Raw genomic sequence first — 18,439 nt, forward strand, 5'->3', positions numbered from 1 at the left:
TTGTCTTCTCCCAATTTTCTGCTCGGGCCTTGATTGCGGCGCGGTGGGTGGCCCTGTTCCCCCGTCCGGTCTCGTTGCGGTGGCCCTGCCACCGGTTTGCCTCTGCCAGCGTCACGCCTTTTTCTTCTGCAGCGTGCGCTGCACCAGCATGGCGATGATGATGATCGTGCCCTGAACGGCACCGATCAGGTATTCACTGACAATATTGGAGAGCACCATGATGTTGCCGACGACTTCCAGCATGAAGGCGCCGCAGATCGTTCCCCAGATGCGACCGACGCCGCCGCGCAGCGCCGTACCGCCGATGACGACGGCAGTGATCGCCTGCAATTCCCACAGCATGCCCGTTGTCGTCGTCGCTGCGCCGAGACGCGGCACATAGACGACGACCGCGATGGCGACGCAAATACCCTGAAGAATATAGGTCATGGCGCGTACGCGGTTGACGTGAATGCCCGAATAGCGCGCGACGTCTTCGTTCGAGCCGACAGCAATCACGTGGCGGCCAAAGGACGTCTTATAGAGAATGAAGGCGCCAAGAACTCCGACGATGATGATGATCCAGACCGGTATCGGCAGGCCGAGAAACACGCCGGTGTAGACGGGCCGGAACATGTTGCGCATCGCGATCGATTTCATTGCGATCGAGCCGCCATCCGCCAGCCACACGGTCACGGAACGAAAGATCGCCATGGTGCCAAGCGTTACGATGAAGGGCTCGATCTTGCCGATGGTGATGACAGCACCATTGAGCAGACCCGCCAGCGCACCGACGCCGATGGCAACAACGACGCCTGCCGCAAGCATCGCCATGTCGCCATCGACCGCACCTGAATTCAGGAACAGGATCATGATGCCGGCGACGAGCGCCGCCATCGAGCCGACCGAAAGATCGAGCCCGCCCGCGGAAATCACGAAAGTCGCGCCAACGGCAATGATGGCGATGAAGGACGAGCGCGTTAAGACATTGAGCAAATTGTCGATCGAAAGGAAGTTCGGATTGACGAGCGCGCCGAGGACGAACAGCGCCGCCAACGCCAGGAATGGCGCAACCGCCGTCTTGTCGAGATCCGCCAGTTTGCGGCCAAAACCGCGTGTGTCGGTGATTACCTTGGTGTCGCTCATGCGTTCCCCGCACTGTAAAGCTCTGCTTCGTTGATCTTGACGCCGGTGGCGTAGACGACGATCTCGTCTTCCGTCATAGCGTCGCCGGTAACCTCGCCGACAATGCGCGATGAACGCATGACGAGAATGCGGTGGCAGATGCCGATGAGTTCCTGCATTTCGGAGGATATGACGACGACGGATTTGCCTGCCTTCGCGAGCTCGGCAATGAACCTGTAGATCTGTTCCTTGGTACCGATGTCTATACCGCGCGTCGGCTCGTCGATAATGACGATGCTCGGCTCGAGCAGCATCATCTTGGCAAGGAGCAGTTTCTGCTGGTTGCCGCCTGAAAGCTGTCCAGCAAGAAGGTCGCGCCGGCGCGCCCTGATGTCGAAATCAGCGATTGCCTTGTCGAGGCTCTTGTCCTCGCGCTTGCGCTCGATGAGCGGCCCGTTGGTGAATTTGCCGAGCGTCGCCAGCGTCAGGTTGGTGCGCAGGTCTTGCGCCAGCAACAGGCCTTTGCCCTTGCGATCTTCACTCAGGTAAACGATGCCCGCTGCCATGCTGTCGCGCACGCTGTGAAACTTGACCAGCTTGCCATTGAGTTTGACCTCGCCATGGGCAGTGCGCAGGCCGACAAGACCCTCGAACAATTCCGTGCGCCCGGCGCCGATCAGGCCTGCAAAGCCGAGGATTTCACCCTTGCGCAAGACAAAGCTCGCATCGCTTGCATAGCCCGGCACGTCAAAATTCTTTACCTCGAGAACGTTTTGCCGCGTAGCAGTATCCTCCCGTTCGGGATAGAGCTTCGACATGTCGCGCCCCACCATAAGCCGTGCCATGTCGACTGGCTGCAGTTCGGCCGCATTGCGGGTTGCAATCAGCTTGCCGTCGCGCAACACGGTGATCCGGTCGGCGATTGCCGCGACTTCCGGCAGGCGATGCGAGATATAGAGCACGGCGACGCCCTTGTCGCGCAGATCGCGGATGACCTTGAGCAGGGCTTCCGTCTCGAAGGGCGTCAGCGAGGCAGTGGGTTCGTCGAAGATGACGACACGATGCGGCACCTGCAGGGCGCGCGCGATCTGGACCAACTGGCGGCGGGCAATCGATAGCCGCGCAATCTGCGTCGTCGGCTCAATTTCTGCACCGAGGCTGCGAACCGCCTCTGCGGACTGGCGGTTCATTTCGCGGTCGTTGACCATTAGACCGCGCTTCAGTTCCCGGCCCATGAAGATGTTCTGGGCAACCGTCAAATCTGGCGCGAGCAAAATCTCCTGGTGGACGAGCACGAGGCCGCGGTGTTCAGCATCTACGGGACCGTTGAATATGACGGGCTCTCCGTCAATCGCTACCGTTCCACGCGTCGGTGCAAGATGGCCGCTCAGGAGCTTCATCAAGGTCGACTTGCCGGCGCCATTCTCGCCGATGATGGCATGCACCTCGCCCGGCATGACCGACAGGGTTATATCGGTCAGGACCTCGACCGGGCCGAATGCCTTGGCGATGCCGCGCGCCTCGAGGACGGGGAGCGAAGTGCTGGTCTCTCCTGTGGGTGCCACGCTCATAATTGGCACCTCCCTCTGCCCTGCCGATTGCCCATCACACCTTCGTCCAGACGCCGCCGGCTTTCGACGATTTCACCGCGGCTTCGATGAATTCCATGCCTATGAGACCATCTTCCACGGTTGGGAATACTACATCCTTTGGCGCCTTCTTGCCGGTGCGCGCAGCGATGATGTCCTGCGCCGCCTCGCTGTAAATATTGGCGAAACCTTCCAGATAGCCTTCAGGATGGCCGCTTGGCACGCGAGTCAGGCGCGCCGCCTCGGGCGAAGCCCCCGCCCCGCCCCGGGTCAGCAATTGCTTGGGCTTGCCGAATGGCGTGTACCAGAGATAGTTCGGGTCGGCCTGGGTCCATTCGAGACCGCCCTTGGTGCCATAGACGCGCAGCTTCAGCCCGTTTTCGTTGCCGGGCGCCACCTGGCTTGCCCAGATCATGCCCTTTGCTCCACCGTCAAAGCGGAGCAGGATTTGCACGTCATCGTCGAGCACCCTGCCCTCGCCGAAACTGGTCAACTCGGCACATAGCTGCTTGAGCTTCAGCCCCGAAACGAAACAGGCAAGGTTATACGCGTGCGTGCCGATATCGCCGATGGCTCCGCCAGCCCCCGAGCGTTTCGGATCGACGCGCCATTCGGCCTGCTTGGAACCCGTGGCCTCGGTCTTTTCGGTCATCCAGTCCTGCGGATACTCAGCCTGCACCACGCGCAGGTCGCCGAGCAGACCCTTTGCCACCATGGCCCGCGCCTGTCGGATCATCGGGTACCCGGTGTAATTGTGGGTGAGGATGAACAGCTTGCCGCTCTTGCCGGCAAGCGAGACCAGTTCCTTGGCTTCCTTCACCGTCGTCGTCAGCGGCTTGTCGCAGATGACATGAATGCCGGCCTTCAGGAATGCCTTGGCGGCTGGCGCGTGCATGTGGTTGGGCGTGACGATGGAAACCGCCTCGATGCCGTCCGGCCGCTTGGCCTCCTGCTTGGCCATATCCTCGAAGGAGGTATAGGCGCGGTCCTCGGCGATGCCGATCTCGCGTGCCGAAGCCTTGGCTCGTTCCGGATCGGACGACAGCGCGCCGGCGACCAGCTCATATTGGTCGTCGATACGCAAGGCGATGCGGTGCACCGCCCCTATGAAGGCACCTTGCCCGCCGCCGACCATGCCGATGCGAATGCGGCGTGACGCCGGCTTTTCCTTCGATGCTCCGATGACCATCTCGTTCCCCTTACTTCAAGCCAAGTATGCGGCGATTTGCGGCCTCATCGGTGCCGGCTCCGGCAAAGTCGTCGAACGCGCGTTCGGTCACACGGATGAGATGCGCATTGATGAACTCGGCGCCCTCGCGCGCACCGTCCTCGGGGTGCTTCAGCGCGCATTCCCATTCCAGAACAGCCCAGCCATCAAAATCATGGGCAGTCAATTTCGAGAACACCGCGCCAAAATCCACCTGACCGTCGCCCAGCGAACGGAAGCGACCGGCGCGGTTGACCCATGATTGGAACCCGCCATAGACACCCTGGCGTCCCGTCGGATTGAACTCTGCGTCCTTGACGTGGAACGCCTTGATCCGCTCGTGATAGATGTCGATGTAGTCAAGATAGTCGAGCTGCTGCAGTACGAAATGCGAGGGATCATAGAGCAGATTGGCACGCGTATGATTGTTCACGCGCTCAAGGAACATCTCGTAGCTGATGCCGTCATGGAGATCCTCCGAAGGATGAATCTCATAGGCGGCGTCGATACCCTGCTCGTCGAGATAGTTGAGGACGGGGGTCCAGCGTCTGGCAAGTTCATCGAACGCTGTTTCAACCAGACCGGCCGGACGCTGCGGAAACGGATAAATATACGGCCATGCAAGGGCGCCGGAGAAGGTCGGCATGGATTTCAGGCCGAGATGTTTTGACGCCCGCGCAGCGCGCTTCAATTGATCAACCGCCCATTCCTGACGCGCCTTGGGATTGCCATGCACTTCCGGTGCTGCAAAGCCATCCATCATTTCGTCATAGGCGGGATGAACGGCGACGAGCTGCCCCTGAAGATGGGTGGCAAGCTCGGTGATGGTCAGGCCATGCGCCGACGCCGTACCGGCGAGTTCGTCGCAATAATCCTTGGAATCCGACGCTTTCTTCAGGTCGATCAAACGCGCATCCCAAGCCGGAATCTGCACCCCTTTATAACCGAGGGATGCGGCCCATCCGCAGATGGCATCGAAGGAATTGAATGGCGCCGCATCGCCCGCGAACTGTGCGAGAAAAATGGCTGGTCCTTTGATCGTCTTCATGAATTCCTCCCTTAAGTCTCCTGCCGTCAGGGCATGTTGTCCCTGAGAAAAATATCGATGCGAATGTGCTCTTGCCCCGGAACGATGGGGCGTCCCTCGCGCAGCGCCGTCAGGATGCGTGCGGTGCTGCGCGCCATATGGCCTGCATCCTGGTTGATAAGCGCATCGACGGTGCCGCGCACCAGATGCCGCCGCGTCGAGGGCGTCAGTTCGTGGGCAACGAATATCACGTCGGAGACGTGGCCGCTTGCCTCAAGCGCCTTGATCACGCCCGCCTGTCCGCCGCCGGCATTATAGATTGCGACAAGATTCGAATGGTCCTTCAAAAGCGCGCCTGCCGCCGCTTCGACGCGGGCGTTCTCGTCGCGGGCTTCGCGCACCGGCAATACTTCGAGGTTCGGGTACTCGCGTGAAATGATCTGCTCAAAGCCAAACTGGCGTTCGATGTGATCGCGCAGGGCGAGCGACCCCGCGATCATGCCGACCTTGCCCTTGCGCGGCCCGACAAAGCGGCCAATGAGCGAGGCTGCCGTGCGACCGGCAGCAAAATTGTCGATCCCGACATAGTGGGCGCGGCGGGAATTCGGAACGTCCGATACGAGTGTCAGTACAACGACCCCGGAATCGGCGAGCGCGTTGATCGCCTCTGTCACGGCCGGATGATCAAGCGCGACGACGGCGACGCCATCTATTCCGGAAGGAAGGCTTTCCAGCGCCGCTGCAACGGCGACGCCGTCAAAGGTATCGACATGCTCGATCGAAAGTCGCACGCGCTCCTGCAGCTGGCGCTCGCGTGTTGCGCGAAACTCGGCGGCGAGGCTCTGCATGAATTCGTTTTCGCCGGTCGGCAGAATGATGCGGAAGTCGTAGTCACGCACGCGTGCAAGGCGCGAGGCATGTGGGTCCGACAGGAAACCAAGCTGTTTTATGGCCGCATTGACGCGCTCGATGGTGCGTGCATGCACGCCCATCCTCCCGTTCACGACGCGATCAACCGTTGCGAGACTTACACCGGCTTCTCGGGCGACGTCTTCAAGCGTCATTTTCCCCACGAGAATTCTCCTCCGGCTAAAGTCTTAGATGAACCCGCTGAGGTGTGCAACTCTTTTTGACTTGTTTTGATGGGCTATTTGATGTCCACAGCGTTGCAAGTTATCAAATGACACATAGTATGGTCGAATCTCCCCCAATCTGTGCCTCAAACGACAGAACAGCGCGCCGTATCGCCAGATGAGCTAATAAATCTTTCTGGCGGATCAGATTCTTGCACCGGTGGTCATGGGCGCGGCTGCCACTGTTCGCCCGTGGCGGGCGCGGCCTCGATTGCGGCCTGACCAAACACCGCCATCATGGCATCTAGCCGGGCCTGGTAAGCGACCCACCGTTCTCCGCGTTGGCCTTTCCAGTCGGCAATCTGAGAAACAATTTCCTCTGTCATACCAAATCCTCGTTCTGATCCGATCTTAACCAGGCTATCCGCCCGTATGATTGTTGTTACCGTGCGCGGCGATGAACATGGCGACGGCCGACCGGCAATAGGATTCGACTTCCTTGTCGTCCTCTGCTCTCGCCTCATCGAAGCGTGCGATCATCAGAAGATCGGAACCTTTAATAAGCGCGGCAAACAAGCGAGCGGACTGGAGAGGATCAGGCACGTTCAGAACGGCCTTCGCGTGCAACTGGCGCAACAGGGCCTCAATCTGGTCGATGACATTGGCGGGGCCGGCTTCGTAAAAGAGCTTGCTTAACGACCTTTGGTTCGTCTTGTCCGCCATGACCATGGCTTCGACACTGCGGACGTCCGGGCTTAACAGGGTGCGAAGCAGGGACGATCCCGCCGCCATCAGCTGCTCTTCGGCCGAACCGTCAACGCCTTCGATAACGGCCTGAGGCGCGAACTGATGGCAGCGGGCCGCGATCGCCGCGCTAAACAGCGCCTCCTTGTTCTCGAAGTGCCGATAGATGCTGAGCTTTGAAATCTTCGCTCGTTTAGCGACGTTGTCCAAGGTCGTCGCCTGAAAACCCAATTCCACAAAGAGTTCGGACGCGGCGTCGATTATCGTTTGGCCAAGTGCCTCGTTGGCGGGCCGGCCGCGCCGGCTTTGACTATTTTCGCTCACGACAATTCCAGTCCTTGACAGTATCGTTATTCGTGAATTAGGATACCATGCAGTTTCAGAAATAAGCAAGCCATAGAGCGAATCGAAAAACACGAGGGTGTCATGCAACGACGAACACTGCTGAAGCTGGCCGCGCTTTCCAGCTTCGGCGTCCCCCGTGCCCAGGCCAGCGCACAGCCCAACCCAACCCCCTCTATCCGCAACACGGAGCCAATCACCATGGATGACGTCATCATCATCGGCGGCAGCTTTGCCGGCCTCGCCGCCGCCCTTCAGCTCGGCCGTGCCCGCCGCAAGGTCTCCGTTCTCGACACCGGCCTGCCGCGCAATCGTTTCGCGGGCCGCTCGCATGGTATGCTCGGCCACGATCACAAGCCACCGCTGGACATCCTAGCTGAGGCGCGACAGCAACTGGCGCGTTATCCCGCGATCAAGCTGGTCAATGCCCGAGCCGACAGCATCTCCGGTACCATCGACAATTTCTCCGTCCTCACTGGCGATGGCGAAAGCCTTGGCGCACGCCGCCTGATCCTGAGTTATGGCGTTGTCGACCAGATGCCTGCTGTTCCGGGCTTTACCGAGAGCTGGGGCACATCCATTGTGCCCTGCCCCTATTGCGACGGCTTTGAAGTCGCCGGCCAGCATTGGGGCCTCGTCTGGTCCGGCCCGCAGTCGATGAATCAGGTCAGGCTGTTCCACGACTGGACCGACAGGTTGACCGTCTTCGCTGAGGGTCACGACATCGCACCTGACATGCGGGCCGATCTGGCGGGCCGCCAAGTACCTGCTGTCGATGGCCGGATCATTGGGATCGCCCGTCGCGGGGGGCATGGCGCCACCGTCAAGCTCGATACCGGTCCCGATGTCGCGGTCGACATTCTGTTCGCGCATCCGCGCAACAAGCCGTCCGCAAGCCTGCATGAATCACTGGGTCTCGCCACGGTCGAGACGCCCCTCGGCATCGTCCTCAAGGTCGACGAGCGCCGCGAAACCAGCATGCCCGGCATCTACGCCGCCGGCGACCTCACCAACCCCGCAATCCCGTCGGTCACCACCGCATCATGGCAAGGCGCGATGGCGGGTATCTTCGCCCAGCAGTCGATGCTGGTTTGAGAGCAGAATTTCCGTTCTCCGGTCCCAATTAGCAAGCCGAGCGGCGGCGCTCCAATCTAAAGCAAGAAGGGAAGTGATCCTCATGAATACGACCAGTTCTGGCGTCGCCCTGGTGACCGGCGCATCCTCCGGCATCGGTCGCGCCACCGCCAAAGCCTTGCGGAATGCCGGCTTTCGGGTGTTCGGAACCAGCCGCCGCGCCGCGGCGGAGAGAGCCGACGGTATCACTATGCTGGCCTGTGACGTAACCGACGATGAGTCCGTGGCGAAACTCGTCGAGCGGGTCCTTGCCGAGGCCGGCCGCATCGATCTGCTCGTCAACAATGCCGGCATGGGCCTGCTCGGTGCCGCGGAGGAGTCCTCGACGGTCCAGGCGCAGGCGCTGTTCGACGTGAATGTCTTCGGCGTTCTGCGCATGACCAGAGCGCTGCTTCCGGCCATGCGCAATCAGGGGAAAGGCAGAATCGTCAATGTGAGTTCGGTACAGGGGTTCATCCCAGGTCCCTATTTCGCGCTTTATTCATCGACCAAACATGCCGTTGAAGGCTATTCCGAATCGCTCGACCATGAACTCCGCCCGTTCGGAATTCGTGTATCGTTGATCGAGCCCGCCTATACCCGAACGTCTTTCGAAGAGAATCTCGCGAAGCCGGACCAGTTTCTGCATATCTATGACACGGCGCGCGCAGCAATGAATGGAGCGGTACGGAAGGAGATGGAGAAAGGCGATGCGCCCGAGGTGGTAGCCCAGACCGTATTGGCGGCTGCGATTGATCCGGCTCCGAAGAGGCGCTATACGGCTGGGAGAACAGCGCGTCAGATCAGTTTCCTGCGCCGTTTCGTCCCCGCGTCCGCATTCGACAAGAGTCTACGCAAGCGGTTCGGGCTGCCGGTCTAACGACGGTGAACATCCCGCACATCGGGGGCCCGGAGGCGATCGCGAAACGGATCGCGGCGTGGGCCGAGTAGTGTATTGCTCGCCCAGGCCGAAGTCAGTACCGTCTCCAAAGTCAGCCTACTCCTTAGTTTTCGCGAGAATCCCAACGGGTGGGAGACCTAAAGTTCTGTATTTAAGAGCCAATGTTCCGCCCTGCTGAGAGCGGCCATGGTTCGATTACGCGTAGGGGTGGGCCATGAACTTGGGGCAGCCGGACGTTGCTTCGCCCGGCCTACGGCAGGTCGATCTCGCCGTCCACCACGTGGTTGAGGCCGGTGCCTTCGGCCGTGAGCCTTATGCGGACCTTCAACTTTTTGCCGTCGACCTGGTCCTTGCGCACCGTCTCCTCGATCTTGCGCTGAGACGTGACGCCGACTTCCTTCAGGAACTTGCGGATCGACATGTTGAAGGCGTCTTCGCTCATGGAGGAACTCCTTTAGGTGCGAAAGTAATTGTAATGGAAGGTAGATCGTAAAGGAAGCAGGCAGTGGTGCTGCATTGCCGCCCGACAGCATGTGCAATCGGTCGGTGGTGTCCCAGATCGTATTTCTGCGATGTCACCAACTGCCGAAGTGTGAAAGGCGCAACGGGTTGATGGGCTCTCGCTCATCGAGCCTGTTGTCTTGAAGGAGGAGCGCTAGAATGAGCACCGATCGGAATACCGTGCGGTCCTATGATATGGCCGCGGCAGAGTACGCTGCCGAGGCCGCGGCGATGCCCGAATGGTCGCGACAGACATCGATGCGTTCGTGACCGAGCTGGGTGGCTCGGGCAGGGTGCTGGAGATCGGAAGCGGTGGTGGGCGAGATGCACTGGAGCTTGAGAAGCGAGGGATTAGCGTCTGGCGCACCGACATTTCGAAGGGTTTCGTCGAACTGCTCCGCGAGAGTGGCTTCCAGGCCGACCTTTGGACCCGCTCACCGAAGATTTGGCCGACCCGCAGCGTCCTCGCACGCCGTACGACGGGATCTGGGCCTGTGCCTGCCTGATTCACATCGCGCGCGAGGACTTCGGCAAGGTGCTTGGACGGCTTGCCGAGGCGCCCCGGACCGGTGGCCGACTGCACGCCTCGGTTAGAGAAGGCGACGGTGAGCATATGTCCACAAACGGCAATGCTGCAGCGCCGCGGCGCTACGTCGAACCTACTGGCGCGGGTCGGCGCTGCGGTCAGAACATACAGACGCCGGCTGGATCGTCAGCGAGGTACGTCGGTGCGTCGGAAAGCCCATGATCGGTGGCTGAGCGTTCGAGCGAGTCGGGCGTGACGCACAGGGAATGGCTGGTCGTGGCTAGATGGTCGCCAATGTCTGCTTCCGGGCGCAGGCAAAGATCGCATCTATGACCATTATGAAGGCGCGTAGCCGCTCAATTGCAAACGTTCAAATTGGAAACATTCCATTAATACGTGCAGCCCCACAGTGAGCGGGGCCGCACGCGCTCAGATCTCAGTGTGCTCCGCTAGCTCCAGTGCATCCTCGATGTCCACACCAAGGTACCTGACCGTGTTTTCGATCTTGGTGTGCCCCAACAGGATTTGACTAGCGCGAAGGCGGAGGTCGTCGTCCAAAATTATGGGTGGCGACTTGGAGTCAAGGTTCGAAAAGCGCGACGCGAAACTGGCAACGGGTCCGGATCTCCATTCCCCCCAATTGCGCTGGAGGGCAACGCCAACGGGGGCTCCTCATCCCGACGCGAGCTCATATGCTCAAAAAGGCTAGGCATCCATGCCCCCTCATATCAGGCGGCATTCGTCCCAACCCTTCCGCAAGAGGCGCCGCAAGCGCGCAGCCGGTTTGGATGCCGACGCCTGGGTATGAATTCTTCCGTTCAACCGCCATGGGAATGAGCCGGTGACTTGGGTCGCTTTTCGCTGATTAGCTGAACTTGGCGACTGGGACCAACCGACCTTTGACAATCAGATAGAAGGTCCCGACGGCAATGGTGGCCACGATCAAATTGGCGAATCCGAAAAGATAAGGCGCAAGCAGCGGCAGTGCTCCCACATCGCCGCGCCCCACCATTTTGATTGCCGCTGTACCGAGCGCCGTGGCGCCGAACGTTACACCCCAGTAGGAGGCCGCGAACGGCTGCGCCAATATCCATGGGAGCATGCGCACAAGAAGAAGCGCCTGGAGTATCGCGTAGCCAAGCAGCGCGTGGGCGAAGATATCCGGTGCGCCCGTCGTCACGCTCAGATAGGCGGCGCAGCCTACGGCCGGAGGCGCAAGCTGGATACCAAGTGTCGGGCGAATTGCAGCGGGCATCTCGGGAGAAAGAAGCATCCGGTGAAGCAATACCGATTCAATCGCCAGCCACGTAAAAAATCCAGCCCCGAAAGCAAGTTGACCCCAGTCTGCGTGGCCGAATGAACTTAGAGCGATGGCCGTAACGAACGACCCCGCCCCGGCAGGCAGATAGAGAACAGCAGTTGTCGACGCGATCTCACGCGATCCATGCCAAAGCCGGCCGGTGATCCAGGTCGCGAAAAGTATGGTGAATGCGGCGCCTGCTAGAAAGAGTGACCACGCGAGGGTCACCGCGTAAGGCTGCAACACCAATGCAATCAACATGGCGGATACGCCGGCAAGGCCTATGAAGCAGCATTCTACTGGATGCCTCGCTTCTGCCACAGCATGTTCGCGTGCGACAAGCCACTTCAGGGCAAAGAGCAAAGCGACGAGCACCCATACGGTTACCGCCGCGAAACTCAGAACCTCGCCGACAATCGCCGGTACCGCCCAGATGGTCGAGGCCGAGCGCCACGCATTTGCAAGTCCTGCCAGCCCTAGCACGATCCCGAAGAATGACGCCGGTATCCGGGGCAGACGCGCTGCGGACGGTGATATCCTGTCGTGCATGTTCGTCCCTCGTTGATCTGCTGGCGAAGTTGACTTCAGCCATCCAGAATGACCGGAAGCCGTTCGCGAAGTTCCCTCACAAGTACGCGTTCATTTTCTGAATAGTCGACTGGCACATTGACCAGATGGACACCGCCGCCGGAGAATGCGTCTTCAAGAATCCGCTTGAACTGGCCTATGTCGTCGACCCTGGTGCCCTTTGCGCCATATGACGCGGCGTATTTAACAAAGTTTGGATTACCGAACGTCATGCCAAAGTCCGGAAACTGGTCCACCGCCTGCTTCCAGCGGATCATTCCATAGGCATTGTCCTCAATCACGAGCACAACGAGGTTGAGTTTCAGACGCACTGCGGTTTCGAGTTCCTGCGAATTCATCATGAATCCGCCATCGCCGCAGACCGCCATAACACGCCGCTGCGGGTACAGCATCGACGCAGCCAGCGCGGACGGTAGCCCGGCCCCCATGGATGCAAGAGCATTGTCGAGCAGGAGCGTGTTGGCCATCTGCGTCCGGTAGTTCCGGGCAAACCAGATTTTGTACATGCCGTTGTCGAGCGCAAGGATACCATCATACGGCATGACCTCCCGAATATCGTGAACCAGACGCTGCGGTGTAAAGCGGTCCTCCGTCGCTCGCGCCCCAACGCGTTCGAGAATGCGCTCCCGCAGATGGAGGAGTGCCTGTGCGTTCGGAACCTTGCCCTCGAGGCGATCTGCCAAAGCATTTAACGATGGGCCGATGTCGCCTATCACCTCGGATTGCGGGAAATAGACTTGTTCCACGGTCGCCGGCTGATATCCGACATGGACGACATGCGGACCATCCTTACCCATGATGAACGGAGGTTTCTCAATTGTATCATGGCCGATCGTAATAATAAGGTCCGCCTGCTCGATGGCCTCATGGACATAGTCACGCTCCGAGAGCGCGGCGGTTCCCATGTAAAGTTCGGTTCCGCCAGCAACCGTACCCTTGCCCATCTGCGTCGTGAAAAATGGAATTCGGGTTCGCGTCACAAATCGCGCAATATCGGATGTAGACCGGGGGCGTGAAGCGGCGGCCCCGAACATCAGCAAAGGCCGCTTGGCTGCAATGATTAGCTGGGCGGCACGGTCGAGCGCAGCATCATTGGCTGTCGGCAGGTCGAGCTGATGCGGCGCGATCAACGGCACTTCCTCGCACTCCTCCGCGGCAATGTCTTCTGGAAGTTCGAGATGTACCGGCCCGGGTCTTTCTTCTTGGGCTATGCGAAACGCCTCCCTGACCATCGTCGGGATCATCAGTGGCGACGCAATCTGCCTTGCGAGTTTGGTCAGTGGCCTCATCGAAGCCACGACATCGACTACCTGAAAGCGAGCCTGGCGAGAAGAAAGGATGCCTTTCTGACCGGTGATCATCACCATCGGCATTGCACCCAGCAGTGCGTATGCAGCACCCGTCGACAGGTTCAATGCGCCGGGCCCGAGTGTTGTCAGGCAGACGCCGGGCTTTCCCGTGAGCCGGCCATAGGTCGCGGCCACAAACGCTGCCGCCTGTTCATGCCGGGTAAGGACGAGCTCAATCGATGAGGTGCGGATTGATTCTACCACGTCGAGGTTTTCTTCGCCCGGAATACCAAAGATGCGGGTGACGCCTTCGTTCTCGAGCGCTGCTATTAGAAGATCGGAGCCTTTGGTCATGGATAGTTGAGCCTTTTATATACCAGAGTAAGCCTCAGGTGATATCCGCTATTGTCCAAGCGAGCGTTCAGCCCTCGTCATCCAACGTTTCGACATATGATCTGCCGTAAGGATAGAATAGCTCCTTGCGGCCTTTCTTCCACTGAGCCTTGAGCTCGGGCTTGGTGATATCCCAATCCGGCCGGCATTTTTTACTGACCGCTCGGAGATCCTGGCGAAGCTCCTCCACCGTTGGCCGACCGAAGAACCGGTATCCATCGTAAATCTTGTAAATGACAAGCTCGGGTTCCAGCACGATCACATGCGGTATCATCGGCTTGTTGATGGGGTCGGTATATTCGGCAATGTCCAGGTCTTTTTGCACAATGCGCCGGGGATCGTACAAGAAGGGCCAATGAGCCCCTACCCCGCTGCGGAATTCGTTGGTTCTAACGATATCGTCGGTGGTGATGGTGACCAGCCCGCAATAGCCAACCTCCATCTCCCGGTGGAGCTGCAACGGCCCTTCGGCCTGACGGCGATCCTTGGGACAGAAGGCGCCTCTGCCAAGCACCAGAACCATCGGTTGATGTCCCTGGAGTTCGGAAAGTTTTCGATGCTTGGCGGTGTGGTCGCTGAGCTCATAATCAGGGAAGATCGCTCCCGGTATCATGTCGGATCGCATATCAAGTCCTCGTTTAGCTGGTGCGGTCAAGTCGTCAGGTTTTCATTGCGCTACAAATCAATAACGATGTCGCCTTTGGGTTGTGAGCAGCAGATCAGCACATTGCCATCCGCCGGTGCATCGATCGGGTCAGGACGATAGCCCACCGTTCCCGCCACCAGTCCGGTCTCGCAGGTGTGGCAGACCCCGGTTCGGCAAGACCACCGCACCGGCACGTCGCACGCTTCTGCCAGCTCCAGAAGGTTCTGGAACGTCGCATCCCAGCGGACGTTGAGGCCGGTCCTCGCAAAGGACACCAACGCGCCGGTGCCCGGCATGTTGGCGGGCAAATGCGGCGGCAGTTTTGGCGTGGCAGCGACGCCGGGGGTAATGGGAGGACCGGAGCCGAAAATTTCGGTGTGGAGGTGATCTGATGACACGCCCAGGGCTGCAAGCCCTTCGGTCAGATCGCTCATGAAGCTCGATGGTCCGCAAATATAGAAATCGCCATCGATGGGCAGGCCAAGTGACTTGAGTGTTTGCGTATTCAAATGGCCCGTGGCGTCGAAATCCACATCGGGCCGATCGCCAGGATCGGGCGAACTATAGCAAATGTAGCTATGGTTATGCGCAAGCTCTTTCAGCAAACCCCGCGTTTCATCGGCAAAGCCGTGTTCGCGACCATTGCGGGTTCCGTGCAGCCACCAGACCTCCCTGGATGACGCTTCGGCTGCCAATGCATGGAGCATGGCGAGCACCGGCGTCACTCCAATCCCGGCACTCAACAACACAACCGGCGTTTCCCCTGGCGCCAGAGTAAAGCTGCCGCGTGCCGCGCTTGCCTCAACGATATCGCCAACCTTTACCTCATCGACGATATAGCCGCTGGCAGCGCCATGTTGTTCGCGCTTGACGCTGACGCGATAGGAGACCGTGCTCGGTTCCCCTGACAGTGAATAGCTGCGCGTGAGAACTGGATGAGAACCCGAGCCGAGCCGCAGCACTACAAACTGTCCGGGAAGTGCGGCAGCAACAGGTTGTCCGTCTGCCGGCTCAAGGATGAGGGACACGACACTGCCGCTCTCGCGCACCTTGCGTGCCACGCGAAGCGGGCGAAAACCGCTCCACGCCGGCGGCGGGCCGGACAGGCCAGTCAGCCCGGCGTTGCCTTTTGTCGCGCCGTCCACGTCCTCCTGGGCGAGCAGCGCTTTGAAAGAATTTTGCCAGCCAAGGCTCAGCGCAGGAATGCGTAAGGCACGTTCGAGCTTGTCGCGGGGATGATCCGGCATATACAACAGCGCATCGATTTCGCTGACGGTCATGCCGCCGGGTCCCGATGCGAACTGCATGATCTCGTCGCCGGCCTGCACTTCACCTTCTACCAGCACACGGAAGTAAAAGCCGGGCCTGCCGTGTTTGACGACGAGCGCGGCCATCTCCGGCTCGTCCATGCGTATGCCCAGCCGATAGCAAGTGACGCGCGGCTGTGTCACCTCAAACAGAGCGCTGCCGATCCTGTAGCGGTCGCCGATGCACACCTCAGCGTCGGCCAATCCTACGACAGTCAAATTCTCTCCGAACTGCCCGTAAACGAAATCGTCCCGACGCAAATGGTCCTGCCAGTACCGGTATGAATCCGTCTGATAGACAAATACAGCCCGTCGTTCGCCACCATGGCCGGCGAGATCCGCCTGACCATCGCCGTCTATGTTGAGCCGCCGTACCATGCGCTTGCCTGTGACCGGTGTCTTCCAGACGGCCGTATTGACCGTATTGCCCTGCCACACGATGTCTCGCGGCAGGCCAACATTGACCGAAAGCAAACGCCCCATGGTACTCTCCTTGCAATGATCAGTGCAATTTAAGGGCTTGATGGACCGATGAAGGACGAGCGGCACGCAGAGACTGATCGGCGTCAAAAGATCGAAATCGCGGCATTACATCCTCCAAGCGATCCTGGGACTGTCGCTAAAATTCACGATACGATTGAAGGCGCCGTCTTTCCAGCCATTCTATGGTATTGCCGATACCTTCGCGTCATTCTCACCCATTCGCCAATTGAGTCCGGCCATACTCAGGTTTTGCTGGCCCGGTTGATCAGGCGCAGCCATTGCGCTAGGCCTATTGCATGACAACCAAACCACGTCGTGTCCAAAGGCGAACCTCCATTGGGTCTCGCCGCAACCCTGAAGCTGAGTCAGCTGTTCTCGCGGCGGCCAAGGGCTTGATCAAGGAAAAAGGCTACGCTGGCTTTTCTGTCGATGAAGTAGCGCGACGAGCTGGCGCGGGAAAGACAACGATTTATCGTTGGTACCCGACCAAAGCGGATCTGTTCATTGCCATATACACCGCTGAACGAACAACTTTCGTGACCGTTCCTGATACGGGCAGCCTGGTCGAGGATCTCGTGCGATATACAACCAGCCTGTGGCATTTCTGGCGTTCAAATTCTGCTGGTGCTGCCTTGCGAGGACTGATCTCCGAAGCCCAAGGCACGAAAGAAGCCCTGGCGGCGCTGCGTGAGAGGTTTCTCCCGGAACGCACAGCTGACGTCAAACGAATACTCACAACCGCCGCAGCCCGCAACGAGATAAGCACTGACGAAATAGAGGACAAGCTTGCTCTCTGGGTCGGTTACAGCTGGTTTCGCCTTTTGACTGACGAACTCGACGCGGACGGCCCTACCCTATCAGCCATGACGCAGATCGCTCTGTCGGCGCAAGTCCGCGCCCCCTCTGTTCAGGCCGGGGACCACGTTTCATCCTTGACCCCGTGACCATCTCGCCTCGTTAGAGACTGGCGCAATACCAAATTGCTTGCTTCCGGGCTGGCACCATTAATTGTCGGCTTTACCATTGACGAAACGATACGTACCGTTTATATGCGTTACGCTTCGTTTGTGGCCGGAAGCAAATCCGTCGATTCTCAATACGCCGAAATCTGAGCGGTTGAAACAAATGGCCGAGGTGGACCTTTTGGTCCTATAAAATGGATGAAGAAAATGGCTTGGTTGAACAAAACCAAACAGTTGGATGTCCGGTCTGCCAATCCAACAAATGTAACGGCATTGGCGCCTTCAACTCAGCAGACGGGAACTTTACTGTCTCGTGCCAAGGCACTGCTGATACCAACGTCTGCAATCCTGATCGCGATATCAGCTGTGGTTGGCGCGACGTCGAACTGGGACTCAGTCATCGCAAACCGATCAGTTCAATCGACAAACGACGCGGCAGTTTATGCGGATATGTCAACCGTAAGTGCTCGCATCAGCGGCACGGTGGAAGCTGTTTCAATCTCCGATTATGCAAAAGTGAAAGCAGGGGACATGCTGTTCCTGATCGATCGTGCGCCATACGCGGTCGCCGTGCGCTCGTCGCAGGCCAAGGTTGAAGCCGCCCGCGCGCAGCTCCAGAACAATGCCAGCCAGCGCACCTTTCAACTTGCTCAGATTGATGTAGCTGTTGCTCAGGAGCAAGCGGCGACCGCCGATGAAGTGCAAACAGGAAAAGAGCTGGAACGTCAGGCCAGACTGGCCGTGGATGGCACCAGCTCTGCCCAAAATCTTGAAAAGGCAACGGCGGCTCACCATCGGGCGCTCGCCAACCTTAAAATGAGCCAAGCGTCCGTTGCTGCACAGCAAGCACAGCTCGATGTCCTGGCGAAGCTGCGAGACGGGGCACGTGCGAATGTCGACACCGCGGAAGCGGAACTGGCCGAAGCAGAGCTTGAGCTGAGCCATTGCTATGTGCGGGCGCCTTTTGATGGTGTCGTTGCAAAACGGAACGTTCAACTCGGCATGTATGTAACCGCTGGGACGAACATGATCTCCCTCGTCCCACTCCCGCACGTTTATGTCCTGGCGAATTTCAAGGAAAATCAGTTGGCGAACGTCCGTGAAGGGCAATCCGTCGACGTCTCGGTCGATATGTTTCCAGGAGAAAATCTCCGTGGCACAGTTTCGAAGATTGCGCCGGCAAGTGGGTCGACCTTCGCACTGTTGCCTGCTGACAACGCATCCGGCAACTTCACAAAAGTCGCGCAGAGACTGAGTGTTCGTGTTGAGCTCGATCCCAGTCAGCGGACTTTCGCACGGCTTCGTCCCGGTATGTCAGTCGTTACCAGCATTGTGACTCGGTAA

Annotated in this window: 15 protein-coding genes and 3 pseudogenes; 5 read left to right on the forward strand and 13 right to left on the reverse strand. The window is 59.2% G+C overall.

The features are described from left to right. Positions 1–111: 111 nt before the first annotated feature. The 7 genes and pseudogenes from GF108_RS19440 to GF108_RS19470 all read right to left on the reverse strand — a co-directional run bounded on the left by GF108_RS19440 (position 112) and on the right by GF108_RS19470 (position 7,068). On the reverse strand, positions 112–1,125 hold the full coding sequence (locus GF108_RS19440) for an ABC transporter permease (protein ID WP_027232300.1): 1,014 nt from the start codon (positions 1,123–1,125) through the stop codon (positions 112–114). Beyond that, positions 1,122–2,675: a sugar ABC transporter ATP-binding protein gene (locus GF108_RS19445; RefSeq protein WP_153670008.1), complete on the reverse strand. Its 1,554-nt coding sequence runs from the start codon at positions 2,673–2,675 to the stop codon at positions 1,122–1,124. Before GF108_RS19445 ends, GF108_RS19440 begins: the two co-directional genes overlap by 4 nt. Positions 2,676–2,709: 34 nt before the next feature. Further along, on the reverse strand, positions 2,710–3,882 hold the full coding sequence (locus GF108_RS19450) for a Gfo/Idh/MocA family protein (protein WP_153670009.1): 1,173 nt from the start codon (positions 3,880–3,882) through the stop codon (positions 2,710–2,712). A gap of 10 nt (positions 3,883–3,892) precedes the next feature. Further along, complete coding sequence (locus GF108_RS19455) at positions 3,893–4,948, reverse strand: sugar phosphate isomerase/epimerase (protein WP_153670010.1); 1,056 nt, start codon at positions 4,946–4,948, stop codon at positions 3,893–3,895. Between the two features lie 26 nt (positions 4,949–4,974). Then, the gene (locus GF108_RS19460; RefSeq protein ID WP_153670288.1) at positions 4,975–5,991 is read right to left on the reverse strand and encodes a LacI family DNA-binding transcriptional regulator; all 1,017 of its coding nucleotides are present in this window, start codon (positions 5,989–5,991) and stop codon (positions 4,975–4,977) included. A 251-nt stretch (positions 5,992–6,242) separates the two neighbouring features. Beyond that, a pseudogene (locus GF108_RS19465) lies at positions 6,243–6,386 on the reverse strand (SAM-dependent methyltransferase); the annotation flags it as partial. Between the two features lie 34 nt (positions 6,387–6,420). Continuing rightward, positions 6,421–7,068: a TetR/AcrR family transcriptional regulator gene (locus tag GF108_RS19470; protein ID WP_370462236.1), complete on the reverse strand. Its 648-nt coding sequence runs from the start codon at positions 7,066–7,068 to the stop codon at positions 6,421–6,423. Between the two features lie 219 nt (positions 7,069–7,287). Between GF108_RS19470 and GF108_RS19475 the strand changes: the two genes are divergently transcribed. Both GF108_RS19475 and GF108_RS19480 read left to right on the forward strand, forming a co-directional pair. Further along, complete coding sequence (locus GF108_RS19475; protein WP_172982697.1) at positions 7,288–8,181, forward strand: NAD(P)/FAD-dependent oxidoreductase; 894 nt, start codon at positions 7,288–7,290, stop codon at positions 8,179–8,181. Positions 8,182–8,263: 82 nt separating this feature from the next. After that, the gene (locus GF108_RS19480) at positions 8,264–9,079 is read left to right on the forward strand and encodes an oxidoreductase (RefSeq protein ID WP_153670012.1); all 816 of its coding nucleotides are present in this window, start codon (positions 8,264–8,266) and stop codon (positions 9,077–9,079) included. 271 nt (positions 9,080–9,350) lie between these two features. On the opposite strand, the gene GF108_RS19485 is transcribed toward GF108_RS19480, so the two are convergent. Then, positions 9,351–9,542: a DUF6494 family protein gene (locus GF108_RS19485; RefSeq protein ID WP_153670013.1), complete on the reverse strand. Its 192-nt coding sequence runs from the start codon at positions 9,540–9,542 to the stop codon at positions 9,351–9,353. Positions 9,543–9,760: 218 nt separating this feature from the next. Between GF108_RS19485 and GF108_RS22795 the strand changes: the two are divergent. Beyond that, positions 9,761–10,383, forward strand: a pseudogene (locus GF108_RS22795) (class I SAM-dependent methyltransferase). Positions 10,384–10,556: 173 nt separating this feature from the next. On the opposite strand, the pseudogene GF108_RS22555 reads toward GF108_RS22795, so the two are convergent. The 5 genes and pseudogenes from GF108_RS22555 to GF108_RS19510 form a co-directional block, all read right to left on the reverse strand. Further along, a pseudogene (locus tag GF108_RS22555) lies at positions 10,557–10,667 on the reverse strand (integrase); the annotation flags it as partial. A gap of 325 nt (positions 10,668–10,992) precedes the next feature. Next, the gene (gene tehA / locus GF108_RS19495) at positions 10,993–11,976 is read right to left on the reverse strand and encodes a dicarboxylate transporter/tellurite-resistance protein TehA (protein ID WP_153670014.1); all 984 of its coding nucleotides are present in this window, start codon (positions 11,974–11,976) and stop codon (positions 10,993–10,995) included. A gap of 35 nt (positions 11,977–12,011) precedes the next feature. Further along, a complete protein-coding gene (locus GF108_RS19500; protein ID WP_153670015.1) occupies positions 12,012–13,658 on the reverse strand; it encodes an acetolactate synthase large subunit in 1,647 nt (548 codons plus the stop codon). Between the two features lie 67 nt (positions 13,659–13,725). Next, on the reverse strand, positions 13,726–14,322 hold the full coding sequence (locus GF108_RS19505; RefSeq protein WP_153670290.1) for a redoxin domain-containing protein: 597 nt from the start codon (positions 14,320–14,322) through the stop codon (positions 13,726–13,728). Positions 14,323–14,372: 50 nt separating this feature from the next. Further along, the gene (locus tag GF108_RS19510; RefSeq protein ID WP_153670016.1) at positions 14,373–16,133 is read right to left on the reverse strand and encodes an MOSC and FAD-binding oxidoreductase domain-containing protein; all 1,761 of its coding nucleotides are present in this window, start codon (positions 16,131–16,133) and stop codon (positions 14,373–14,375) included. A 296-nt stretch (positions 16,134–16,429) separates the two neighbouring features. On the opposite strand from GF108_RS19510, the gene GF108_RS19515 reads away from it, so the two are divergent. Both GF108_RS19515 and GF108_RS19520 read left to right on the forward strand, forming a co-directional pair. Next, positions 16,430–17,077, forward strand: a complete 648-nt coding sequence (locus tag GF108_RS19515) for a TetR/AcrR family transcriptional regulator (protein WP_153670017.1) — start codon at positions 16,430–16,432, stop codon at positions 17,075–17,077. A gap of 225 nt (positions 17,078–17,302) precedes the next feature. Then, positions 17,303–18,439: an HlyD family secretion protein gene (locus GF108_RS19520; protein WP_153670018.1), complete on the forward strand. Its 1,137-nt coding sequence runs from the start codon at positions 17,303–17,305 to the stop codon at positions 18,437–18,439.

This window comes from Phyllobacterium sp. SYP-B3895, assembly GCF_009647635.1.
Taxonomy (GTDB): Bacteria; Pseudomonadota; Alphaproteobacteria; order Rhizobiales; family Rhizobiaceae; genus Phyllobacterium; species Phyllobacterium pellucidum.